The organism is Klebsiella sp. SYXHC3, assembly GCF_057196925.1.
Map to the genome: position 1 here is coordinate 633,820 of NZ_JBXUNG010000001.1, position 22,662 is coordinate 656,481.

At 55.2% G+C, this 22,662-nt stretch carries 20 protein-coding genes and 1 pseudogene; 11 read left to right on the forward strand and 10 right to left on the reverse strand.

Features of this window, described 5'->3' with window-relative positions; genetic code table 11:
• Window positions 1–522: 522 nt before the first annotated feature.
• Complete coding sequence (locus tag AC2CGP_RS03070) at window positions 523–2,022, reverse strand: aldehyde dehydrogenase family protein (protein ID WP_015366329.1); 1,500 nt, start codon at window positions 2,020–2,022, stop codon at window positions 523–525.
• Window positions 2,023–2,257: 235 nt separating this feature from the next.
• On the opposite strand from AC2CGP_RS03070, the gene feaR reads away from it, so the two are divergent.
• The gene (feaR, locus tag AC2CGP_RS03075; protein ID WP_015366328.1) at window positions 2,258–3,166 is read left to right on the forward strand and encodes a transcriptional regulator FeaR; all 909 of its coding nucleotides are present in this window, start codon (window positions 2,258–2,260) and stop codon (window positions 3,164–3,166) included.
• On the opposite strand, the gene AC2CGP_RS03080 is transcribed toward feaR, so the two are convergent.
• Genes AC2CGP_RS03080 through AC2CGP_RS03090 form a run of 3 tightly spaced genes read right to left on the reverse strand, consistent with a single transcriptional unit; the run spans window position 3,167 to window position 6,313 of the window.
• On the reverse strand, window positions 3,167–3,490 hold the full coding sequence (locus tag AC2CGP_RS03080; protein ID WP_015366327.1) for a YdbL family probable chaperone protein: 324 nt from the start codon (window positions 3,488–3,490) through the stop codon (window positions 3,167–3,169).
• Between the two features lie 7 nt (window positions 3,491–3,497).
• The gene (locus AC2CGP_RS03085) at window positions 3,498–3,683 is read right to left on the reverse strand and encodes a YnbE family lipoprotein (RefSeq protein ID WP_032714641.1); all 186 of its coding nucleotides are present in this window, start codon (window positions 3,681–3,683) and stop codon (window positions 3,498–3,500) included.
• Window positions 3,680–6,313 carry a YdbH family protein gene (locus tag AC2CGP_RS03090; protein WP_213759321.1) on the reverse strand — a complete coding sequence of 878 codons (2,634 nt, stop codon included), beginning with the start codon at window positions 6,311–6,313 and terminating at the stop codon, window positions 3,680–3,682. The genes AC2CGP_RS03085 and AC2CGP_RS03090 overlap by 4 nt, the downstream gene beginning before the upstream one ends.
• Before the next feature lie 186 nt (window positions 6,314–6,499).
• On the opposite strand from AC2CGP_RS03090, the gene AC2CGP_RS03095 reads away from it, so the two are divergent.
• From AC2CGP_RS03095 to hslJ, 3 genes are all read left to right on the forward strand, one after another.
• Entirely contained in the window at window positions 6,500–7,000 is a 501-nt protein-coding gene (locus AC2CGP_RS03095; RefSeq protein WP_213759322.1) for a DedA family protein, read from the forward strand.
• A gap of 146 nt (window positions 7,001–7,146) precedes the next feature.
• Entirely contained in the window at window positions 7,147–8,136 is a 990-nt protein-coding gene (locus AC2CGP_RS03100) for a 2-hydroxyacid dehydrogenase (RefSeq protein ID WP_015705620.1), read from the forward strand.
• 125 nt (window positions 8,137–8,261) lie between these two features.
• Window positions 8,262–8,684 carry a heat shock protein HslJ gene (gene hslJ, locus AC2CGP_RS03105; RefSeq protein WP_015366322.1) on the forward strand — a complete coding sequence of 141 codons (423 nt, stop codon included), beginning with the start codon at window positions 8,262–8,264 and terminating at the stop codon, window positions 8,682–8,684.
• Between the two features lie 16 nt (window positions 8,685–8,700).
• Here the strand turns inward: hslJ and AC2CGP_RS03110 are convergent, their stop codons facing one another.
• A complete protein-coding gene (locus AC2CGP_RS03110; protein ID WP_015705621.1) occupies window positions 8,701–8,967 on the reverse strand; it encodes a putative hemolysin in 267 nt (88 codons plus the stop codon).
• A gap of 655 nt (window positions 8,968–9,622) precedes the next feature.
• On the opposite strand from AC2CGP_RS03110, the gene nifJ reads away from it, so the two are divergent.
• The 7 genes and pseudogenes from nifJ to ttcA all read left to right on the forward strand — a co-directional run bounded on the left by nifJ (window position 9,623) and on the right by ttcA (window position 17,445).
• Window positions 9,623–13,150: a pyruvate:ferredoxin (flavodoxin) oxidoreductase gene (gene nifJ, locus AC2CGP_RS03115; RefSeq protein ID WP_049051509.1), complete on the forward strand. Its 3,528-nt coding sequence runs from the start codon at window positions 9,623–9,625 to the stop codon at window positions 13,148–13,150.
• A 361-nt stretch (window positions 13,151–13,511) separates the two neighbouring features.
• The gene (gene ompC, locus AC2CGP_RS03120) at window positions 13,512–14,654 is read left to right on the forward strand and encodes a porin OmpC (RefSeq protein ID WP_213759323.1); all 1,143 of its coding nucleotides are present in this window, start codon (window positions 13,512–13,514) and stop codon (window positions 14,652–14,654) included.
• A gap of 144 nt (window positions 14,655–14,798) precedes the next feature.
• Complete coding sequence (gene uspF, locus AC2CGP_RS03125) at window positions 14,799–15,233, forward strand: universal stress protein UspF (RefSeq protein ID WP_015366316.1); 435 nt, start codon at window positions 14,799–14,801, stop codon at window positions 15,231–15,233.
• A gap of 236 nt (window positions 15,234–15,469) precedes the next feature.
• The gene (locus AC2CGP_RS03130) at window positions 15,470–15,766 is read left to right on the forward strand and encodes a type II toxin-antitoxin system RelE/ParE family toxin (RefSeq protein ID WP_042894575.1); all 297 of its coding nucleotides are present in this window, start codon (window positions 15,470–15,472) and stop codon (window positions 15,764–15,766) included.
• Window positions 15,767–15,822: 56 nt separating this feature from the next.
• A complete protein-coding gene (locus tag AC2CGP_RS03135; RefSeq protein ID WP_032711784.1) occupies window positions 15,823–16,158 on the forward strand; it encodes a HigA family addiction module antitoxin in 336 nt (111 codons plus the stop codon).
• Between the two features lie 34 nt (window positions 16,159–16,192).
• A pseudogene (locus tag AC2CGP_RS03140) lies at window positions 16,193–16,462 on the forward strand (tyrosine-type recombinase/integrase); the annotation flags it as partial.
• A 47-nt stretch (window positions 16,463–16,509) separates the two neighbouring features.
• Window positions 16,510–17,445 (forward strand): tRNA 2-thiocytidine(32) synthetase TtcA, encoded by a 936-nt coding sequence (ttcA, locus tag AC2CGP_RS03145; protein WP_032711785.1) that lies wholly within the window; start codon window positions 16,510–16,512, stop codon window positions 17,443–17,445.
• A 47-nt stretch (window positions 17,446–17,492) separates the two neighbouring features.
• Here the strand turns inward: ttcA and dbpA are convergent, their stop codons facing one another.
• The 5 genes from dbpA to AC2CGP_RS03170 all read right to left on the reverse strand — a co-directional run bounded on the left by dbpA (window position 17,493) and on the right by AC2CGP_RS03170 (window position 22,662).
• Window positions 17,493–18,866 carry an ATP-dependent RNA helicase DbpA gene (gene dbpA / locus AC2CGP_RS03150; RefSeq protein WP_213759324.1) on the reverse strand — a complete coding sequence of 458 codons (1,374 nt, stop codon included), beginning with the start codon at window positions 18,864–18,866 and terminating at the stop codon, window positions 17,493–17,495.
• 14 nt (window positions 18,867–18,880) lie between these two features.
• Window positions 18,881–19,063 (reverse strand): proline-rich small protein YnaL, encoded by a 183-nt coding sequence (gene ynaL, locus AC2CGP_RS03155; RefSeq protein WP_071596126.1) that lies wholly within the window; start codon window positions 19,061–19,063, stop codon window positions 18,881–18,883.
• Window positions 19,064–19,350: 287 nt separating this feature from the next.
• Entirely contained in the window at window positions 19,351–20,334 is a 984-nt protein-coding gene (gene zntB / locus AC2CGP_RS03160) for a zinc transporter ZntB (RefSeq protein WP_015366313.1), read from the reverse strand.
• A gap of 553 nt (window positions 20,335–20,887) precedes the next feature.
• Window positions 20,888–21,805 (reverse strand): ROK family protein, encoded by a 918-nt coding sequence (locus AC2CGP_RS03165; RefSeq protein ID WP_484502249.1) that lies wholly within the window; start codon window positions 21,803–21,805, stop codon window positions 20,888–20,890.
• The gene (locus AC2CGP_RS03170) at window positions 21,802–22,662 is read right to left on the reverse strand and encodes an ABC transporter permease (RefSeq protein WP_015366311.1); all 861 of its coding nucleotides are present in this window, start codon (window positions 22,660–22,662) and stop codon (window positions 21,802–21,804) included. The genes AC2CGP_RS03165 and AC2CGP_RS03170 overlap by 4 nt, the downstream gene beginning before the upstream one ends.

The window sequence follows — 22,662 nt, forward strand, 5'->3', positions numbered from 1 at the left end:
CGATCATAGCAAATCAGCGCTCAGGGGGAAGAGGTATGTCGAACCACCGCGAGTTTCCCGGAGGCGGCGCGTTGCGCCTTCTCCGGGCTACCAAATCCCACAGCGCTGTAGATACTGTTATCGATTTGCAACTGTTTTGGTCCGGGAAAAACAGTTATTTTTTATTATTTCAGAGCACATTGCGCTCCCGAAATGTCTTCTGCGTTATGTCTATCATGGCGCAGGGAGCGCACAGAGGGCGGCCAGTCGCCGCCGCCCTCTGTACTCCCGGGCTCTGGCCGCCAAAATCGCCACTTCGTGGTTCCTTCGACTTATCCCTGAAGGCTTCGGGTCGGGCCGAGGCAGCGTCCTTGCAAAACACGGCCCTCAGCCCGCATCCATGCGGGCTGCCCCGGCCTTCCGGGAACGTCTCAGCGATTTTGAGGCCACCAACACCGGCAGTTTCAGTCCGCATGGTGAATAAATTAAAGGCAGGCCGCACGAACCGTAGGTCGGATAAGCGTAGCGCCATCCGACAAAAAATCAGTAGCGCACGCACACCGATTTGGTTTCGCACCAGTCGTCCAGCCAGTCCGGACCAAAATCGCGCCCGGTACCGGACTGCTTCATTCCGCCGAACGGCAGGTTGGCATCAATCAGCGTATGGCTGTTAACCCATACCGTACCGGCCTGCAGGCGATCGGTATAGTTCAGCGCCTGGGTCAGGTCACGGGTCCAGACGCTGGCGGTAAGACCGAAATCACTGTCGTTGGCTAAACGTAGCGCCTCTTCGCCATCGGCGACGCGCACCAGGTTTACCACCGGGCCGAACACCTCTTCGCGATTCAGGCGCAGTCCGGCATCCGGATTAATCACCAGCGTCGGCGCAATATAAAAACCGTTGCCATTTGGCCCAACGTTACCGCTAATCAGCTCGGCGTTTTGTTGACGCGCTTCATCCAGATAAGCGGCCACTTTGGCGCAGTGCGCCTGCGACACCACCGGGTTAATCTGCGTCGTTTCAACCATTCCCGGCCCCACCTGCAGCGATTTCACCGCCTGCTCAAAGCCAGCGACCAGGTTATCAAACAGCGGCGCTTCTATATAGATCCGCGAACTGGCGGCGCATACCTGCCCCTGATTGAGGAAACTTCCGGTCATCAACCCTTCAATCACCCACTGCGGATCGGCATCTTTCAGCACGATGGCCGGGTTTTTGCCGCCGAGTTCAAGGGTTACGCGGGTCAGACGGTCAGCTGCCGCGCGGGCAATATGCTTGCCGGTGGCGGTCGAACCGGTAAAACTCACTTTCGCCACCTGCGGATGGGTGGTTAAGGCGGCGCCGCACTCGCCGCCGCTGCCGGTGACGACGTTAAAGACGCCATCCGGGATCCCGGCTTCCGTTGCCAGCTCCGCTACCCGTAGCAACGTTAACGGCGTCGTCTCGGAGGGTTTAATCACAATTGAACAGCCGGAAGCCAGCGCCGGCATCACTTTCCACATGCCGATCATCAGCGGGAAGTTCCACGGAACAATCCCCGCCACTACCCCAACCGGCTCTTTACGGGTCCACGCCTGATAGCGCGCTCCTTCCGGGAACGGAATGGAAACGTCCAGCGTACGGCCGCTGATTTTGGTGGTCAGCCCGGCGGTGTAGCGCATCCAGTTGAGGGTGCAACCGACTTCAAACGCGCGCGAAATATTGATCGACTTCCCCTGTTCAAGGGTTTCGAGCTGCGCCAGCTCTTCACCATGCTGTTCCACCAGATCGGCGAAACGCAGCAGAATCCGCTCGCGGTCGGCCGGCGTGCGCCCGGCCCAGCTACGGGCGACAAAAGCGCGCCAGGCGGACATCACCGCGCGGTCAACGTCGGCGGCATTAGCATCTGCCGTAGTGGCAATCGCCTGGCCGGTGGCCGGGTCCCAGACGGTTAAGCGTTTTTCACTCTGCGCCGCCTGCTGGTTGCCATCAATATATAAGCCATGCTGTCTGTCGAGAAACTGCTGTACGCTGGCGAGCAGCGCGACCTGTGATGTGGACATGCGACTTCCTTATTGTTCGCGGATAGTGAACACAGTCTAGGACGGGTCAGCCATTTGCGCTTTTTTCTCTGTGACAATCGTTGTTGCCGCTGTGACAGGTCCCGCAATTAAGCGCCCAGAAAGGCGGTGAAATGTGCCGCAGGTAATAGTTCTTTCATATACTCTACGCTGCGCTCTTGCCACTCACGGCATAAATGCAACAATGCAGAAACATTATTATTACAAGGTGCAGACGATGGCGACGGTAGAAAGCGGGCAGGACTATCAGCGTTGGTTAGCGAAGATTAATCAGGTATGCGGCCATTTTGCTGCCCGTCCGCTGGGCGACGAATTCCATGGCGAGATTGATGCAAGCTATACCGGTAGTCTCAAAGTCAGTACCGTCACCGCCCGCGGCGTCAATCTTTACCGCACCCGTAACGAAATCAAACGCGACAACGACGCCTGGTTCTATACCGTTTTTCAGCTCGAAGGCCAGGCGGCTATCGAGCAGGACGAGCGCCAGGTGGCGCTCGAAGCCGGCGATATCACGCTCATTGATGCCTCGCGTCCCTGTTCTATCTTCTGGCAACACACGTCAAAACAGGCTTCGCTGCTGCTGCCCCGCCAGCTCGTGGAAAGCCAGTTGCACGGCGGCGACATCAGCATCGCCACCCGGCTGAATAAAACGCTGCCGATGGTCCAGCTCAGCCAGCGGTTGCTGCAAGAAAGTTTACGCAGCCCGGCGCTCTCAGAAAGCGAAGGCGAAGCGGCGCTGGAGGCTATCATCTGCCTGTTACGCCCAATGCTGCTGCAACAGGACGCGCCGCCGACGCGCCGCGACAAGCAATTTCAAAAGATCATGGCGTTGATAGATGAGTCGATACAGTCGGAACAGCTGCGTCCGGAGTGGCTGGCCGGGGAAACCGGCATGTCGGTACGCAGCCTGTACCGCCTGTTTGCCGATAAGGGTCTGGTGGTCGCGCAGTATATTAAAAACCGGCGTCTTGACCTGTGCGCCCGGGCGTTACAAAACGCGCACGACGAAGAGAAACTGGCGGGAATTGGCTACAGTTGGGGCTTTAGCGACCATAGCCATTTTTCAACGGCGTTTAAGCAGCGCTTCGGCGTGTCGCCTGGCGAATACCGCAAGCGCTATCGTTAACTATTTGCGCAACCATTTACCGTTAATCCCCTGCACATATTCTCCCGGCTGCGCGCGGGCGACCAGTTTCTGTCCGGCCATTTTCGCCACCTCATCCACCGGCAGATTATTGTCGTCCGCCAGTTGCTGGTAGCTTTCGCTGCGCGCGGCATTAATCTGTTTAACTAACGCCAACGTCTGCGCATCCTGTTTCAGCGGCGCCAGATAGCCGTTCAGCGTCTCCCCCACTCGACCCTGCGCCCGCGCCTCATTCAAGGTCAGCGCCAGCGCCGGGCTACTCAACAGCATTAACGCCAGGGTGGCAGTCAGCAGTCGTTTTCTCATTATCGCCTCAGAACAGATCGCTACGTGACTTCAGCAAATTTTCGACATCCTTATCCACCTTAATATGAATCTCATGCTCAATTTTGACATTCATATTGATGGTGATCGGCTCCTTGGACGCGGCGATTTCAATACGCGGCGTACAGCCTGCCATCAGCAGGGTCGCCAGCGCCGCGGCGAACAGTTTTATCATTTTGGTTCCTTACATGTATCCGTACAGCGCGGGGCGGGCAGTTTTGCATTCTGCTCAAGCCATGCCTGCAAATTATCGCCGAAGCGCAAGCTGCGCCACAGATCGAAAATATTCTCTTCATGGGTATAGTTTAAATGCACGGTGCTGCTTTTTCCGTCCACCCGGCTGGTGCCGCTAATCGCCGCGCTCATCGTCAGCTTGCCGAGATTATCAAGGTTGATGCGCGTCCATGATTTCGAGACTTCCATGTAGCGTAGCCAGTTAATTGCCGCGCCGGCGGAGACGTTATCGGCCACCAACGCATCGGCGGTGTCTTTATCCAGCCGCAGGGTCATCGGGCCGGGGTTGCTAAACCAGCCGTCTTTAATGATCCATTTATCGTTGTTCAGCCATAACGGTAACGCGCCGTTAAACGCGCCAGAGACCGCAAATTGTTTTACTTTGATGGCGCTTATCAACTCACTGCTGGAGATATTCTGCAGACGCAGCAGCGCCGGTTGATGCTGCGGCATCCTTAGCTGCTGCATGGACAGCTTGCCGCCAAGGATATCAACATTAACGTTGCTCAATTCCAGCGGTTCCTGTTCGCTCCAGGGCCATGTTCCCTGGAGATCGGCACTCAGGTTTTTGGCGGTGAACTGGTTGACGATTTCGCCAATACGCAGTGAAACCGGACGGCGGGTACCGAGCTGCCAGCTCCCGCCGCTGAAGCGGAATGGCAGAACAAAGTCGACGCCGTTGATCTGGTTGTCCGGCATCCAGGCGCTACCGCCTTTTAAGACGCCGTGGCCCCCGGCCTCAAAGCCCTGCCCGGCTGCCGCGGAGAACGCCACCTGCGCATACATATCACCTTCACGCAGGGTCATTTTCCAGTCCGGCGGGATGAGCGGCTGGAATACGCTTAGCGCCTGTTTCGGCCACCATGCCTGGCCACGCAAGCGTTCGCCGTCCCAACGGCCGGTCAGACGAATCGGGCCGATTTTCTCCGCGTGCAATGAGCCGTTAAACAGGAACCAGGTCGGATCGCGGCCATCAATATTGAATTTGAGCGTTGACGGCGGCAGAACGCTGCCGCCGCTGAAGGTGGTTTTACCGGCATCCAGCGACAACGTGCCGCTGAATTTTGGATGCTGTTCATTGCGCAGCCAGTGAATGGGTTTATCGAGGGTCAGGCGCGGCGTGCTGACCAGCATGGTGCCGTACTGTAGCTTATCGAACCCGGTCGACAGGCTGTTAAGAATAATGGCGCTATCCCGCCACTCACCGGCGCCTTTCACATCCCAGCGCGCCTGCATCGGCGAAAAGTGACCATCGCCCCAATAACGCCACGACCAGCGACCGCGGTCGGGCATAAAATTGTCGGCCTGCCCATCCAGATGCAGGGTAAAATCGCCCATTTCCTGTTCATGGGCGCGCAGTATCGCCTGCAGGCGGCCATCCACCCCCTGCTGGGTCACTTTCACCCCCGCCAACGGCAGACGGATCTCATCGATGTTCAGCGAGTCAATCACCCGCCCGCGTGAACGCAGCAGCGCGCCGGGATGGAAAGCCAGCTCTGGCGTCATCAGCGGGCCGCTGAGTTTTGCGGGCAGCACGGCATAAAAAATCATATCGTCGAGCTTGGCTTCGCCGGTCAAGCTGAGCGGCATGTCGCTGTGGTCCATGCTTAGCTTACCTGGGCCAATATTCAGCACGGCGTTGCCTTTACCCGCTTCGCCGTGCGTTAACACGTTGAGCCGGCCGCTGATTTCCATCTCCTCGGTGCCTTTCTGCCAGTCACCAAACGAAAGCGCCACCCGCCCGCTAAGCGGATAGCCGGCATACACCGTGTTCCAGCGCCCGTCGCTGATGGTGATACGTTCAGGGGTGATCTCCCACGGCAGGTCGAGCATCGGCTCGACCTCACCGCGCGGCGTGACCAGCAGCTGGCCGCGGTTTTTCTGCCATTCCAGTTCCGCATCCACCAGACCCGGCGTTTGCGGGAATTCGAAGGTGCTGACCAGATGGCCATCGACCGGTAGACCATCCGGCACCAGCGGCATTTCGAATTCACCGACCAGCTTAACCGGCGCCTGATCTTCCACCAGCCGCGCGCTGAAATTGCTGACCGTTAAGGTCTGGCCGCGCAGTTTCGCCTGTAACGTGACCTCTTTGCCTGAATAACCGATATCCTGCTGCCCAGGCGTCAACGACATCACCAGTTTCCCCTGCCATTTTTCCCACGGCGACAGGCGCAGATTGTCGATAGTTAACCAACTATAAGGCAGCATCGATTGCCACTCGGCGAGAGTTCGCGGCGCGCCGGAGAGCGGCTCGCTGGCGGGGAGCTTAGCCAGGCAGGCGCTATTGATATCCAGTTCACTCAGGTGTAGCCGCCAGCGGCTGGGACGGGTAAGGCGCGCGTTGCTGACACGAGCAATTTCACAATCGCCCACCAGGTAGCGTAAATCGGGGATAATCAACGAGGAGCGCGTCAGGCGCGGACTTTCGCCAAGCGAGATACGCGTGCCGACCGGCAGCCAGATACCCGCCAGCGTCGGAACCCAATGCGTTAATGTGGCCAGCAGGGCCAACGGCAGCAAAATTAGAGCTAATAACAGCGCAAGAGCGGCTTTATATTTACCCTTCATGGGCAGTCAAATCCTGATTCTAAGTAAAAGCCGATAGGCGCCTATTGTGGCACGTTCGACCCGCGAGTGAAAGTTAACGTCCTGATTAAGGATAGTCGCACTCATTTCTGCTGAATAACTATTTAGACTTCGTTTAAATTGTGCCTGCGACACTTGGAAAAACAGGTAATAAGGAGCCGTTATTCCGTGGAGCTCATTATCTCGCTGATCGAACGCGCCCAGAGCCATTATTCATTGGTATTACTGATTGTTTTTCTGCTGACCTTCAGTAAATCCTGCGCCCTCATCTCTTTTGTGATCCCCGGTACCTCGGGTTTGCTGGTGCTCGGAGCCCTTGCCTCAACCAGCATCGGTCATTTCCTGTTAATGTGGCTAAGCGCCAGCCTGGGCGCAATCGGCGGATTCTGGCTCTCATGGCAAATTGGCCGGCGCTATCAGCATCATCTGCAACGCCTACGCTGGCTCAGCGCCGAACGCGTGCTGCGTAGCCAGCTATTCCTGCGCCGTCACGGCGGTTGGGCGGTGTTCTTCGGCCGTTTTCTGTCGCCGCTGCGCGCAACGTTACCGCTGGTCACCGGCGCCAGCGGTACACCGCTATGGCGTTTCCAGGTTGCCAACATTGCTTCGGGTTTACTCTGGCCATTGATCCTGCTGGCGCCGGGGGCATTCAGCCTCAGTTTTTGGTGAAACGTATTGTCTTTTAAAGAGATTTCTTAAGACTGAGATATGCTCTAGAATTAATATCATAACCTGATAATTAAACTAATTTTTAATATTTGTAAGATTATTTTAATTATGCTACCGTGACGGTATTATCACTAGAGGAAAGCCTTATGAAAATCGCTGTTTATAGTACCAAGCAGTACGATAAAAAGTATCTGCAGCATGTTAACGACGCATACGGCTTTGAACTGGAATTTTTCGACTTCCTGCTGACCGAAAAGACCGCGAAAACGGCCAACGGCTGTGAAGCGGTATGTATCTTCGTTAACGACGACGGCAGCCGCCCGGTGCTGGAAGAGCTAAAAGCCCACGGCGTGAAATACATCGCACTGCGCTGCGCCGGCTTTAACAACGTCGATCTTGAGGCGGCTAAAGAGCTGGGCCTGCGCGTCGTGCGCGTCCCGGCCTACTCGCCGGAAGCCGTTGCTGAACACGCCATCGGTATGATGATGTCGTTGAACCGTCGCATTCACCGCGCCTATCAGCGTACCCGCGATGCCAACTTCTCGCTGGAAGGGCTGACCGGCTTCACCATGTACGGCAAAACCGCAGGGGTGATCGGCACCGGTAAAATCGGCGTCGCGACGCTGCGGATCCTCAAAGGTTTCGGTATGCGCCTGCTGGCGTTTGATCCCTACCCGAGCGCGGCGGCGCTGGATCTCGGCGTTGAATATGTCGACCTGCCGACGCTGTACGCGCAGTCCGACGTCATCTCCCTGCACTGCCCGCTTACCAACGAAAACTATCACCTGCTCAACCAGGCGGCATTCGATCAGATGAAAGACGGCGTGATGGTCATTAATACCAGCCGCGGCGCGCTAATAGATTCACAAGCGGCTATCGACGCGCTGAAGCATCAGAAAATCGGCGCACTGGGAATGGACGTGTATGAAAATGAACGCGATCTGTTCTTTGAAGATAAATCGAATGATGTCATCCAGGATGACGTGTTCCGCCGGCTCTCCGCCTGCCACAACGTCCTGTTTACCGGGCACCAGGCATTCCTGACGGCTGAGGCGCTGATCGGTATTTCCGAGACAACGCTTGGCAATCTGCAGCAGGTAGCTAAGGGCGAAACCTGCCCGAACGCGCTGGTCTAAGCTTCTTTCCCCTTTTGTGCTCCCCGCTAACGGGGGGCACATTCAGACAATCCCCACAGATCCTGCCTGCATTACAGTTACACTGTTTTTCGTTTTATTGATATGACAAATGTTTTGGAGTACGAATGAATAAGTTTGCTGCACTGCTGGCGGCGGGCATGCTGCTATCAGGCTGCGTATACAACAGCAAAGTTTCTACCAACGCCGAACAACTACAACATCACCGTTTTGTGCTGACCAGCGTTAACGGCCAGGCGCTACCGGCAAGCCAGACGCCGCCGCCGGAAATTAGCTTCGGCGAAAAAATGTATGTGTCAGGCACGATGTGCAATGGCTTCAGCGGCGAGGGCAAGCTGTCAGACGGCGAGCTAAAAGTTGAACAGCTGGCGATGACGCGTAAGCTGTGCGCGGATCCACAACGGAACGCGCTGGATAATACCCTCAGCAAAATGCTGCGCGATGGCGCGCAGGTCGATCTGACGGAGAATCAGCTCACGCTGGCGACCGCCGACCAATCGCTGGTATATAAACTCGCCGATTTAATGTAACCACACGCCTTGCGTATTAGTAGTTTCCGCAGCTTCCGCCCGCTAAGGCCTGCTCACTGCAGCGTTTACCGTTCGGTAGCGCGCACATGCCAATAGCGGTGCCATCAAGCTGGCGGGCAACCGATAATGAACCGCCAACCATCGCGCAATTCGCCTGGCCGCTGTCGCTCATCGCCGCGCGCATGCCGGGCGGTACGTGTGCCGCAGTGGCTTGTTGCACCGGCTCGTTACTACAAGCCGACAGTAATAACGCCGCACACCCCACTAAAAACGCAGCTCGCATCCTCTCCCCCTTCAGAAACATCTTAGAATAAACAAACTCAAGAATAATAGGCAGCCCAGCGCCTGCCGTCGAGAGGCGAAATACGTATTTATGCGCCTCATTAACATTTTCTAGCAAATTTTCCGCTTAAAGCTTGATCTCGTCAGGCAAAGCGCCGCAGCAGCGCGGCTTTCATTCCACCGCTAAATATTTTCCCGACGAAAAAATCACGCTTGCAGCGATCGGGTTTCATAGTTTGCGAATGGTGATTGCGGTGCCGGGTGCCTCCCGGTGAATTAGCCAGTTCGAACTAATTCGCGTGCTAATTTTCGCCAACAGGAGACTGAACTGAACGCTCCGCCGCAGAGGGGAATTCACCGCAGCAAATAAATAGCACGCGATTGCCGGTTGGCTAAAAGCTATTAAATTTAAAAATAGATTTTGCTTTGTTTAAGCGGTGCAGCGTAGGTATCCGTCAACACCTTCTTCGACCCTTTACCAGCCACATTTTTGTTTTTCCGCCAAAAAATTGATCCAAACATAGATTAAGGACATTCCCAAGGACACAAATGCGAAAATGGCCGCGGCGGGCGTTTGCTAAAATGAAAGCATAATTACAGGACTCGTCGCCGTTTCACGGGTCCCTTCTTTTTGCGCAATGTAAGGGTGTCTTCTTATGATTACGATTGACGGTAATGGCGCGGTCGCTTCAGTCGCGTTTCGCACGAGTGAAGTTATCGCCATCTACCCGATTACGCCCAGTTCAACGATGGCGGAGCAGGCTGACGCCTGGTCTGGCGATGGGCTGAAAAACGTCTGGGGCGACGTCCCCCGCGTGGTCGAAATGCAGTCGGAAGCTGGGGCTATCGGCGCCGTGCACGGCGCGCTGCAGACCGGCGCCCTTTCCACTTCCTTTACATCATCGCAGGGCCTGCTGCTGATGATCCCAACGCTATACAAGCTGGCCGGCCAGTTGATGCCCTTTGTCCTGCACGTCGCCGCCCGTACCGTCGCCACTCACGCACTATCAATTTTCGGCGATCATTCCGACGTGATGGCCGTGCGCCAGACCGGCTGCGCGATGCTGTGCGCCAGCAGCGTCCAGGAAGCGCAAGACTTCGCGCTGATCTCCCATATCGCCACGCTGCAAAGCCGGGTGCCGTTTATCCATTTCTTTGATGGTTTCCGCACCTCGCACGAAATCAACAAAATCGCGCCGCTGGCGGATGACACCATTCGTTCCCTGCTGCCGCAGGATAAAATCGCCGAGCATCGCCAACGCGCCCTTAACCCGGAGCATCCGGTCATTCGCGGCACCTCCGCCAACCCGGACACTTATTTCCAGTCCCGTGAAGCGACCAACCCGTGGTACGACGCCGTATACGAGCACGTTGAGACGGCGATGAATGATTTCGCCGCCGCAACCGGTCGCCAGTACAAACCGTTCGAATTTTACGGTCACCCGCAGGCGGAACGGGTTATTGTCATCATGGGGTCCGCTATCGGCACCTGTGAAGAGGTCGTTGATGAACTGCTGAGCCGTGGGGAAAAAGTCGGCGTGCTGAAAGTTCGCCTCTATCGCCCGTTCTCCGCCACGCATCTGCTGCAGGCATTACCGGAGAGCGCCCGCGCGGTTGCCGTACTGGATCGCACCAAAGAACCCGGCGCGCTTGCCGAACCGTTGTATCTCGACGTGATGACCGCGCTGGCGGAAGCCTTCAACCGCGGCGAGCGCGAAACGCTACCGCGTACTATCGGCGGCCGTTATGGTCTCTCGTCCAAAGAGTTTGGCCCGGAATGCGTGCTGGCTATCTTTAATGAGTTACAGGCCGCACAGCCAAAACCCCGCTTTACCGTTGGCATTTATGATGATGTGACGAACCTTTCGCTGCCGCTGGCGGAAAATACGCTACCGGCGGAAGCGAAGCTGGAAGCGCTGTTTTACGGCCTCGGTAGCGACGGTAGCGTCTCGGCGACCAAGAACAATATCAAGATTATTGGCAACTCCACGCCGTGGTTCTCACAGGGCTATTTTGTCTATGATTCGAAGAAGGCCGGCGGTCTGACCGTCTCGCACCTGCGCGTCAGCGAAAAACCGATTCGCTCGTCGTATCTGATCTCGCAGGCCGATTTCGTCGGCTGCCACCAACTGCAGTTTATCGATAAATATCAGATGGTAGAGCGGTTGAAGCCCGGCGGCATTTTCCTGCTCAATACCCCCTATAGTGCTGATGAGGTATGGTCCCGTCTGCCCCAGGAAGTACAGGCCGCGCTGAATCAAAAGCAGGCGCGCTTTTATGTCGTTAACGCGGCGAAAATCGCCCGTGAGTGCAGCCTTGGCGCGCGCATCAACACCGTTATGCAGATGGCCTTTTTCCATTTAACCCAAATCCTGCCGGGCGACAGCGCGCTGGCCGAACTACAGGGTGCGATTGCCAAAAGCTACAGCAGCAAAGGCCAGGAGCTGGTGGAACGCAACTGGCAGGCGCTGGCGCTGGCCCGTGAATCGCTGGCGGAAGTGCCGCTGCAGCCGGTTAACGCCAGCAGCCCCAACCGTCCGCCAGTGGTCTCCGATGCCGCGCCGGACTTTGTCAAAACCGTCACCGCGGCGATGCTTGCCGGCCTTGGCGATGCGCTGCCGGTCTCCGCGCTGCCGCCAGATGGCACCTGGCCCATGGGCACCACCCGTTGGGAGAAACGCAACATTGCCGAAGAGATCCCGATCTGGAAGGAAGAGCTGTGTACCCAGTGCAACCACTGCGTCGCAGCCTGTCCGCATTCGGCGATCCGCGCCAAAGTGGTCGCTCCACAAGAGATGGAAAACGCACCAGCCAGCCTGCACTCGCTGGATGTGAAATCCCGCGATATGCGCGGGCAGAAATACGTTCTGCAGGTCGCGCCGGAAGATTGCACCGGCTGCAACCTTTGCGTCGAAGTGTGCCCGGCGAAAGATCGCCAGAATCCGGACATCAAGGCCATCAATATGATGTCGCGCCTTGAGCACGTTGAAGAAGAGAAAGTCAATTACGACTACTTCCTCAACCTGCCGGAAATCGATCGCACCAAACTTGAGCGCATTGATATTCGCACCTCGCAGCTAATTAGCCCGCTGTTTGAATACTCTGGCGCCTGCTCGGGCTGTGGCGAAACGCCGTATATCAAACTGTTGACCCAGCTGTATGGCGATCGGATGTTGATTGCCAACGCCACCGGTTGTTCGTCCATTTACGGCGGCAACCTCCCCTCAACGCCTTATACCACTGACGCTAACGGACGTGGTCCGGCGTGGGCCAACTCGTTGTTTGAAGATAACGCCGAATTCGGCCTGGGCTTCCGCTTAACCGTCGACCAACACCGCCAGCGCGTGATGCGGTTGTTGAGCGAATTTGCCGATAAACTTCCAGCCGAATTGAACGCCGCGCTGCATACGGAAGCGTCGCCGGAAGCTCGCCGCCAACAGGTCGCCGAGCTGCGTCAGGCGCTGACGGGGGTCGAAGGGGCCGAAGAGCTGCTCACCGATGCGGATGCGTTAGTCGAGAAATCAGTCTGGCTTATCGGCGGTGATGGCTGGGCCTATGATATTGGCTTTGGCGGTCTTGACCATGTGCTGAGCCTGACCGAAAACGTCAATATCCTGGTGCTCGATACGCAATGTTACTCCAATACCGGTGGTCAGGCATCAAAGGCGACGCCACTCGGCGCAGTCACCAAGTTTGGCGAACATGGCAAACGTAAGGCGCGCAAAGATCTCGGTGTGAGCATGATGATGTACGGTCATGTCTATGTGGCGCAGATTTCGCTCGGCGCACAGCTTAACCAGACGGTGAAGGCGATTCAGGAGGCGGAAGCCTATCCGGGCCCATCGTTGATTATTGCCTATAGCCCATGCGAGGAGCACGGCTATGACCTGGCGTTGAGCCACGACCAGATGCGCCAGTTGACGGCAACCGGCTTCTGGCCACTGTACCGCTTCGACCCGCGTCGCGCCGATGAAGGCAAGCTGCCGCTGGCGCTGGACTCGCGCCCGCCGTCGGATGCGCTGGCGGAAACGCTGCTCAACGAGCAACGCTTCCGTCGTCTGAACGCCCAGCAGCCTGAAGTCGCCGAGCAGTTGTGGAAGGACGCGGCCGCCGACCTGCAAAAACGCTATGATTTCCTGGCGCAGCTGGCAGGTAAAGCGGAGAAACCGGCAACCGAAAGTTAACCCGGCTGACGGATATCTGGCGCAATAAAAAAAGCCCGAATAGTAAAACTATTCGGGCTTGTCATTTTCCGACGAATTAATCATTCGATATGAATGAGACGGCAACAATATAAATTTTAAATGACAATAAAGGCATATAACCCAGGCAGAATACGATATTCAAACGATGATGTATAATTTTTATTTTATATGCATCCTCACAATATATTCATGCGGAAAATTATCATTACTGTATATTTATTTGCTTTAGAATTTACTTATATTGTAACAATTGATACTTATCATATCAGAATGCGCTCCTTTAGCATGGCCGTACTTCCACCCAGGAAGTTAAAACAAAAATAGTTAAAGGAATATCCAAATGAAAAGAAAAGCACTGGCATTGGTTATCCCGGCATTATTGGCTGCCGGCGCTGCTCACGCGGCAGAAATTTATAATAAAGATGGCAACAAATTAGATCTCTACGGCAAGGTAGACGGTTTACATTATTTCTCCAGCGACTCCAGTAAAGACGGCGATCAGACCTACCTGCGCTTCGGCTTTAAAGGTGAAACGCAAATTAACGATATGCTCACCGGCTACGGTCAGTGGGAATACAACGTTCAGGCTAACAATACTGAAAGCTCTGGCGATCAGGCATGGACCCGTCTGGCGTTCGCCGGGATCAAAGCAGGCGACTACGGTTCATTCGACTATGGCCGTAACTACGGCGTCCTGTACGACGTCGAAGCCTGGACCGATATGCTGCCGGAGTTCGGCGGCGACTCTTACACCTACGCTGACAACTTTATGACCGGCCGCGCCAACGGCGTTGCAACCTATCGTAACAGCGATTTCTTCGGCCTGGTTAACGGCCTGAACTTCGCCCTGCAGTATCAGGGTAAAAACGAAAACCAAGCCAGCCATGAATATAACCCTTCCGCCAGCCAGGAAGGAACCGCCAATGGCGACGGCCGCGATGTTAAAAACTCCAACGGTGATGGCTTCGGTATCTCCTCTACCTATGATTTAGGTATGGGCGTCAGCGTAGGCGCGGCCTACAGCTCTTCTGACCGTACCAACGAGCAGACCCATCAGTCTACCGCGGGCGGTGATAAAGCCGATGCCTGGACCGCAGGTGTTAAATACGATGCGAACAACATCTACCTGGCGACCATGTATTCTGAAACCCGTAACATGACGCCGTACGGCAATCAGAATGGCACCATCGCCAACAAAACCCAGAACTTTGAAGTTACTGCACAGTATCAGTTCGATTTCGGTCTGCGTCCGGCAATTTCCTACCTGCAGTCCAAAGGTAAAGATCTGGTCTACGGCGGCCAGTACTCCGATAAAGATCTGGTTAAATATATGGATGTCGGCGCGACCTATTACTTCAACCGTAATATGTCCACCTACGTTGATTACAAAATCAACCTGCTCGACGGCAATGACGACTTCTATAAAGACAACGGTATTTCTACCGACAATATCGTAGCGCTGGGTCTGGTATATCAGTTCTAATGCTTGCGCCCGCCGCTCGCGGCGGGCATTTCACTTCAACCGCCAATAAAATGCCGGTTCCCGTAGCAATTTGTGATTCACGCTGTAGTAGAACCTCAATCCTGATGGCATACTGTTTTGGTGGTTATTAAAACAGGAGGTTTTATGAGTAGAATGATTCTGGTACCCATCGATATTTCTGATAAAGAATTTACGCAACGTGTGATCCGCCACGTTGAATCCGAAGCTCGCGTCGATGACGCGCAGGTGCATTTCCTGACCGTTATCCCTTCGCTACCCTACTACGCCTCCCTGGGCATGGCCTATACCGCTGAACTGCCGGCTATGGATGAACTACGCGCTGAATCGGAAGCGCAACTGCGCGAATTAGCCAAAGGCTTCGCCATTCCGGAAGACAGAATGCATTTCCACGTTGCCGAGGGCTCGCCAAAAGATAAGATTCTGGCGCTGGCTAAATCGTTGCCCGCCGACCTGGTCATTATCGCCTCGCATCGCCCGGACATTACTACCTATCTGCTCGGCTCTAACGCCGCGGCGGTGGTGCGCCATGCCGAGTGCTCGGTGCTGGTCGTCAGGTAATCCCAAGCCCGCCGCCCGGCGGGCTTTACGCACTCGACCTTCTCAAGGGACATATTCCGTATGTCGGAGGTGCATGGTTTTTTTGCAAGAATACCTACAACCCCACCAGCAAACGCTCCCTCACAATAAGAGATCTACTTTTCAACCTGTAATCTGAACAAGATTTTAATGCACTTGCGCACTGTGCATGAGTGCAGTAAAATGACCACATAAAGGATCAGGGAGGTTTAAATGGAATGCAGAATCACATAGGTAGCTTTCGTGATGTATGGTTGGAAGAGTTTTTTTTGCACTCGGCACCACATAAAAAAATTCCTCCAGACATACATACCACGCTAGCTCGCAAACTCGATATCATCAATGCCGCCGTTACCTATCTGGATTTACGCTCGCCACCTGGTAATAGATATGAAGAGCTAAACGGCAAATTGGAAGGTTATTCGTCAATTAGAATTAACCAGCAGTACCGCTTAATATTTAAGTGGGTGGATGGAAAAGCGGAAGACCTTTACCTGGATCCTCACAAGTACTAAATAAGGGTGCCAGTTGCAGCTGGCGCCTTTTGAAACTCAAAACCTCAAGGAATACTATGAAACAGGCAACCAGAAAACCAACTACCGTAGGTGACATCCTGCAGTTTGAATACCTGGAGCCGCTAGATTTAAAAATCAACGAACTTGCGGAAATGATACATGTGCATCGTAATAGTGTAAGTGCATTAGTTAACAACAACCGCAAACTAACTACTGACATGGCATTTCGCCTGTCTAAAGCCTTCAATACCACCGTTGATTTCTGGCTTAACCTTCAGGCTGCTGTAGATTTGTGGGAGGTGGAGAATGACACCCGCGCGCAGGAAGAGTTTAGCCGCATTGTTCCTGCCTCGAAATTTATCGCCAGCAAAGCTGATAAGAAAGTCGCCTGATTCCCCGCGAGCCCGCTTAACTGCGGGCTTTTCAAATGGCGAGCAAAAACCGTACTACTCACACAGCCGCAGAGGAAGCCGTTGGGAGGCAGCAGTAAAACGCGCTGGCATTCGGCGCAAGAATCCGTACCATACGCGGCATACTTTCGCTTGCTGGCTGCTGTCGGCTGGCGTAAACCCGTCTTTTATAGCCATTCAGATGGGGCATGAAAACGCACAGATGGTGTACGAAGTTTACAGTACATGGATTGAAGAGATGAACGGCGACCAGCTTTCAATGCTGAATTCCCGGCTTGGGCTTTAAATCATATTGTCCCCTATATGCCCCTTTAGTTTCAGAGAACGTTAATAATGCAAGATAATCAGCAAGTTACAAAGAAAGAAAAATACAACATCGACAAACTGCAGAAACGACTGCGTCGCAATGTCGGTGAGGCGATCGCCGACTTCAACATGATTGAAGATGGCGACCGTATTATGGTCTGTCTTTCCGGCGGTAAAGACAGCTATACCATGCTGGAAATTCTGCGCAGCCTGCAAAAAAGCGCACCTATTTCTTTCTCGCTGGTGGCCGTTAACCTCGATCAGAAACAGCCGGGCTTCCCGGAGCACATTCTGCCAGCGTATCTGGAACAGCTGGGCGTTGAGTATAAGATTGTCGAAGAGAACACTTACGGCATCGTTAAAGAGAAAATCCCGGAAGGCAAAACCACTTGCTCACTGTGTTCTCGTCTGCGTCGCGGCATTCTCTACCGTACGGCGACCGAACTGGGCGCGACCAAAATCGCGCTCGGTCATCACCGCGACGATATCCTGCAGACGCTGTTCCTCAACATGTTCTACGGCGGCAAAATGAAAGGTATGCCGCCGAAGCTGATGAGCGATGACGGCAAACATATCGTTATCCGCCCGCTAGCCTACTGCCGCGAAAAAGATATCGAACGCTTCTCGCAGGCCAAAGGCTTCCCGATTATTCCTTGTAACCTGTGCGGCTCCCAGCCTAACCTGCAGCGTCAGGTGATCGCCGATATGCTGCGCGATTGGGATAAACGCTATCCTGGCCGTATCGAAACCATGTTTAGCGCAATGCAGAACGTGGTGCCGTCGCACCTGAGCGACGTCAATCTGTTTGATTTTAAATCCATCACACACGGTTCTGCGGTGGTTGACGGCGGCGATCTGGCCTTTGACCGCGAAGAGATCCCGCTGCAGCCTGCGGGCTGGCAGCCGGAAGAAGAAGACGCTCAGTTAGATGAACTGCGTCTGAATGTGGTTGAAGTAAAATAACAGGCAACACGTCTCCGGCAAGCGCCGGAGACCGTCACTTGCCACCCTTACTTCAGCAAACGTACGCGGCAGGACTTGCCTTTGATCTTGCCGTTTAGCAGCTGCTTATACGCCTTCTGCGCCACGCCCTGACGGATAGCGACATAAACATGCGCGGGATGAACATTGATCTTACCGATATCCGCGCCATCAAACCCCATATCGCCAGTTAACGCCCCCAGCACATCGCCCGGACGCATTTTCGCCTTTTTGCCGCCATCAATACACAGGGTCGCCATTTCCGCCTGCAGCGGCGCAATATGATTACCCGCCGGCGCGTTAACCCAGTTGAGTTTGATCTGCAGCATTTCGGCAAGAATGTTAGCGCGCTGCGCCTCTTCCGGCGCGCAGAAACTAATCGCCAGGCCGCTTTCGCCTGCACGCGCGGTACGCCCGATACGGTGAACGTGAACTTCAGGATCCCACGCCAGTTCAAAGTTAACCACCAGCTCCAGCGATTTGATATCCAGGCCGCGCGCCGCGACATCGGTCGCCACCAGTACGCGCGCACTACCGTTGGCAAAACGCACCAACGTCTGATCGCGGTCACGCTGCTCCAGGTCGCCATGCAGCGACAGCGCGCTCTGACCGGCAGCGTTCAATGCATCGCATACCGCCTGACAATCGCGTTTAGTATTACAAAATACCACGCAGGAAGCCGGCTGATGCTGGCTGAGCAATTTTTGCAGCAGCTTGATTTTACCGCTTTGCGAAACGTCGAAGAACTGCTGTTCAATAGACGGCAGCGCATCAACGCTATCGATTTCAATCGTCTGCGGATCCCGCTGCACCCGGCCGCTAATTGCGGCGATAGCTTCCGGCCAGGTCGCGGAGAACAGTAAGGTCTGGCGCGAAGCTGGCGCATAACGAATCACTTCATCGATAGCATCGCTGAAGCCCATATCGAGCATACGATCGGCTTCATCCATAACCAGCGTCTGCAACGCGTCCAGCGATACGGTCCCCTTCTGCAGGTGGTCAAGCAGGCGGCCAGGCGTCGCGACGATAATATGCGGCGCATGCTGCAAAGAATCGCGCTGCGCGCCGAACGGTTGCCCGCCGCAGAGCGTTAAAATTTTAATGTTAGGCAGAAAACGCGCCAGACGACGCAGCTCGCCGGCAACCTGATCCGCCAGTTCGCGGGTCGGGCACAGCACCAGTGATTGGGTCTGGAACAGACCGGCGTCAACGTGCTGTAGCAATCCCAGACCAAAGGCCGCCGTTTTACCGCTGCCGGTTTTCGCCTGTACGCGCACATCCTTTCCGCCCAGGATCGCAGGCAATGCGGCAGCCTGCACCGGCGTCATTGCGTGATATCCCAGTTCGTTAAGGTTGTTCAGTTGAGCTTCGGGCAAAAGGTTCAGTGTTGAAAAAGCGGTCACAATGTTTTCTCGCATTAAAGGGCGGACAATCTGCAGGCGCGTATCCTCGCAGATCTCCGCTCTTGATGCGACAATTTAATCGGGTCATCGTCCGGCGGTGGGTCGGGAAGCGGGTGCGGGCGAGGCCGCGGATCGGGCACCGGCACCGGGTCATTGGGCTCAGGGCCGATGGGTATCGACTGTAAGGACAGCGCCATGTTACGCATATTTTATCCCCTCTCTTTACAGGACTATTCTTTAAGCGTAGAAGTTAGCTGGCAGAGGGCAAAAAAAAAGCCGACTCAATGAAGTCGGCGTCGTACGAATCAATTGTGCTATGCAGTAATTCAAAAAAGGAAGTAAGACAATATGGAGCGCAACGCCCATCGCTTGACGTTGCATTCACCTGCGAGAGAGATATTGCCCTGAATGGGTAGATGGTTTATTGATTTCGCTCAAATATTGCCGGAGTTTCAGCGGCAAAATCACCTGAAAAGACAATTTCTTACAACCATTTACTACGATGTAACCACCAGGTAACACCACCGATTAGAACAACTAACATTACGCAAAATATCGAAAAGCCAAGATGCCAGCTGTTGCCAGGAATACCGCCAAGGTTGACGCCAAACAGACCGGTCAGGAAAGTGCTGGGCAAAAAAACCATCGCCATCAATGACATCGTGTAAGTCCGCCGCGACAGCGACTCCTGCATGATCTGCGCGATTTCATCGCTCATGATTGCCGTGCGGGCAATGCAGCTGTCAATCTCGTCAAGACCGCGGCCAAGACGGTCGGCAATATCCTGCATCCGCCGACGGTGATCGTCACTCATCCACGGCAGACGCTCACTGGCAAGACGGGCGTAGACATCGCGCTGCGGAGCCATATAGCGGCGCATGACGATAAGCTGCTTTCGCAGTAGCGCCAGAAAACCGCGCGGCGGCACCTGCTGATCAAGGAGGTCATCTTCAAGGTCGATAATCCGGTCGTGCAGCTGTTCAATAAACTCGCTGGCGTGATCGGTCAACGCATCACAAATTTCCACCAGCCAGCTGCCGCAATCCGTCGGCCCGTTGCCTTCCTGCAGATCCCCCAGCACATCATCCAGCGCCAGCACCTTACGCTGACGGGTGGAAACGATTAGCCGCTCGTCCATATACAGTCGCATCGCCACCAGTTGATCGGGGCGTTCATCGGTGCTGCCGTTGATACAACGCAAGGTAATCAGCGCGCCATCGCCGATACGCGTCACCCGCGGGCGCGTGCTTTCACCGGCCAGCGCGTCGCGAACATTATTCGGTAACAACGGCGTGGCGGCTAACCAGTCGGCGCTGTCGGTATGGGTATAATTGAGATGTAGCCAGCAGGGACTGCTCTTATCGATAATATCGTCATCAGCCAGCGGCTTTACGCCGCCCTGCCCGTCGAGCACCCATGCAAAGATGGCGTCCGGCACTTTCAGCTCCGAGCCCTTAATCGCGTCCACTGAACCTCCATTAATGCATGTCTGTAAAAAGCGTGAATAATCCATAAGGTACGCTATTCGGCTGCATTTCGCCTCCCGCAATCGTCGCAATCGCCTAACAAGTAGACAGCGCACCGTTTTTAATGACGCTAATGGCACTACAGCACAAAAGTTGTTCAGGCCGCCAGAAAGGGAGAACCCGCCATTGGCGGGTTCTTATTCGTTCGTATCAGTCGTCGGCTAATCCACTGTATTAACCTTTGCCGTCGTCTGGGCGGGCACAGGACAGGATTAGTAGCAAGCGTTCATTTTTTCTCTTCCGCATAGCGGCGGGCGTTATCGTGTAAATTAGTGCACATGGTTATTACTCCATTTTTATAAGCAGACTAAGAGCCTATCCCATTAGGGCTATTTTACTTGCCATTTTGAACCAGGGCAGTGCTCGAAATCCTCACGTACTACGTGTACGCTCCGGTTTCTGCGCGCTGTCCGTGTTCAAACTGGCTGTGCCAATTACGCCTACTGGGATAGGCTCTAATCCTAGAAGCTTCCGTCAAATTCGCCACATTTCTGGCTAAAATTTTTCCCAGCCCAGCACCGATGCTCCCAATAATCCCCCTTCGCGACTAAATTGCCCGGCGACCAGTAGTGGCTCAGCGCTCTTCAGCAGAATCTTTGCCCGCAATGCTGTATCAAGGCGCGCCAGCAGCGTCGTTTCGCCCGCCAGCCCGCCGCCAGCGACGATTTTATGCGGCCCGAGGATATTTACCGCATGAGCCAACGGTTCGCTCACCAGCTCAAGCCATACTTCAAGGGTCAACGCCGCTGTCTCTTCTCCGGCCATACCCTGCTTCACGATCTCGACACTGCTTAACGCCTGACCGCTGAGCAGTTGATGCAGCCGCTGCATCCCTTTTGCACCGCCGAGCGTATCGAGGCAGCCCTGCTGTCCGCAGCCGCAGGCCAGCCGCGGCAACTCAATTCCCCGCAGCTGAGTGCGCGTAATGGGTCCGTGCCCCCACTCGGCGCCGATCCCCTGATTGCCGTAGAGAATGTTGCCGTTGATGGCAATCCCCCCGCCGATCCCGCTGCCGAGGATCACGCCCAACACCACCGGCAGATCTTTTGCCGCGCCGAAACGCGCCTCAGCTAAGGTAAAACAGTCAGCATCATTAGCCATCGCCACCGGGCGCCCGAGCTCAGCCTGCAGCGAACGGGTAATATCAATACCGGCGAACGGCGGAATGTTGCTCGACAGAATACGATCGTTGGCAACATCCACCACTCCGGCGCAGGAGAGCGCCAGTGGACTCTGTTCGCTAATCGCATCGCCATATTGCGCGATAATCTCCTGCACAGCGTAGACGAAGGCGGGCCAGGAGCTTAGCGGCATCGCCCGCTGGCGCGGCATAACAAGTTGCCCAGGCGCCGGAGAAACCGCGCTTTTAATAAAGGAGCCGCCAATATCCAGACACAGCACGCTGTTACTCATAGGCGCGAATCCATTAAATCACGCAGGCCATCGCCCAGAAGGTTGAAGCCTAATACCGAAAAGACAATAGCCAGCCCCGGCCACAGCGAAATCCCCAGGCTGATACCCAGAAAGTTACGCCCATCGCTCATCATTGTCCCCCACTCCGGCATCGGCGGTTGCACGCCCATGCCGAGGAAGGAGAGCGAAGCCGCGGCGAGGATCACCGAGCCGCCGGTCAATGTCGCCTGCACGGTAATCGGCCCCAGGGTATTTCGCAGGATGTAGTGGATTATCTGTCGGCGATAGCCAATTCCCAGTGCCCGTGCCGCTTCCATGTACTCCATATTCTTGATGCCCAACGTCAGGTTACGGCTGAGGCGCGCGTAAACCGGCACCGAGAAGATAGCGATCGCCAGCAGCATATTCATCAACCCTGCGCCGAGGACGCTGACCAGCAGGATAGCCAGCACGATACCGGGAAAAGCGAAAATGACATCCATCACCCACATAATCAGGTGGTCGACACTTTTACCGCACAGGGCGGCGATAATGCCCAGAGGCAGCCCCATCAGTAGCGACAGCGCCACGCTGACCACCACTTCAATCAGCGAGATCCTGGCGCCGTAAATGGTGCGGGAAAAGATATCGCGGCCATAGTCATCGGTGCCCAGCCAGTGGTCGGCCGACGGCGCGGAGAGAATATTCAGCAGGTCCTGCGCATAGGGATCGTAGTGGCTTAACCACGGCGCGAAGAGGGCACATACCACGATTAAGGCGACGATGATGCCGCCGAGGGTCAGAGAGGGATGCTCCATCCCCCAGCGCAGGCCGCTGAGCACACCGCTGCGCGATTTGGCGAGTGAAATTTCCGACAT

Coding starts and splice junctions, on each gene's coding strand:
- AC2CGP_RS03070 (WP_015366329.1), bottom strand. CDS start 2,022: ATGTCCACATCACAGGTCGCGCTGCTCGCCAGCGTACAGCAGTTTCTC.
- feaR (WP_015366328.1), top strand. CDS start 2,258: ATGGCGACGGTAGAAAGCGGGCAGGACTATCAGCGTTGGTTAGCGAAG.
- AC2CGP_RS03080 (WP_015366327.1), bottom strand. CDS start 3,490: ATGAGAAAACGACTGCTGACTGCCACCCTGGCGTTAATGCTGTTGAGT.
- AC2CGP_RS03085 (WP_032714641.1), bottom strand. CDS start 3,683: ATGATAAAACTGTTCGCCGCGGCGCTGGCGACCCTGCTGATGGCAGGC.
- AC2CGP_RS03090 (WP_213759321.1), bottom strand. CDS start 6,313: ATGAAGGGTAAATATAAAGCCGCTCTTGCGCTGTTATTAGCTCTAATT.
- AC2CGP_RS03100 (WP_015705620.1), top strand. CDS start 7,147: ATGAAAATCGCTGTTTATAGTACCAAGCAGTACGATAAAAAGTATCTG.
- hslJ (WP_015366322.1), top strand. CDS start 8,262: ATGAATAAGTTTGCTGCACTGCTGGCGGCGGGCATGCTGCTATCAGGC.
- AC2CGP_RS03110 (WP_015705621.1), bottom strand. CDS start 8,967: ATGCGAGCTGCGTTTTTAGTGGGGTGTGCGGCGTTATTACTGTCGGCT.
- nifJ (WP_049051509.1), top strand. CDS start 9,623: ATGATTACGATTGACGGTAATGGCGCGGTCGCTTCAGTCGCGTTTCGC.
- ompC (WP_213759323.1), top strand. CDS start 13,512: ATGAAAAGAAAAGCACTGGCATTGGTTATCCCGGCATTATTGGCTGCC.
- uspF (WP_015366316.1), top strand. CDS start 14,799: ATGAGTAGAATGATTCTGGTACCCATCGATATTTCTGATAAAGAATTT.
- AC2CGP_RS03130 (WP_042894575.1), top strand. CDS start 15,470: ATGCAGAATCACATAGGTAGCTTTCGTGATGTATGGTTGGAAGAGTTT.
- AC2CGP_RS03135 (WP_032711784.1), top strand. CDS start 15,823: ATGAAACAGGCAACCAGAAAACCAACTACCGTAGGTGACATCCTGCAG.
- ttcA (WP_032711785.1), top strand. CDS start 16,510: ATGCAAGATAATCAGCAAGTTACAAAGAAAGAAAAATACAACATCGAC.
- ynaL (WP_071596126.1), bottom strand. CDS start 19,063: ATGGCGCTGTCCTTACAGTCGATACCCATCGGCCCTGAGCCCAATGAC.
- AC2CGP_RS03165 (WP_484502249.1), bottom strand. CDS start 21,805: ATGAGTAACAGCGTGCTGTGTCTGGATATTGGCGGCTCCTTTATTAAA.
- AC2CGP_RS03170 (WP_015366311.1), bottom strand. CDS start 22,662: ATGTCGGAAATTTCACTCGCCAAATCGCGCAGCGGTGTGCTCAGCGGC.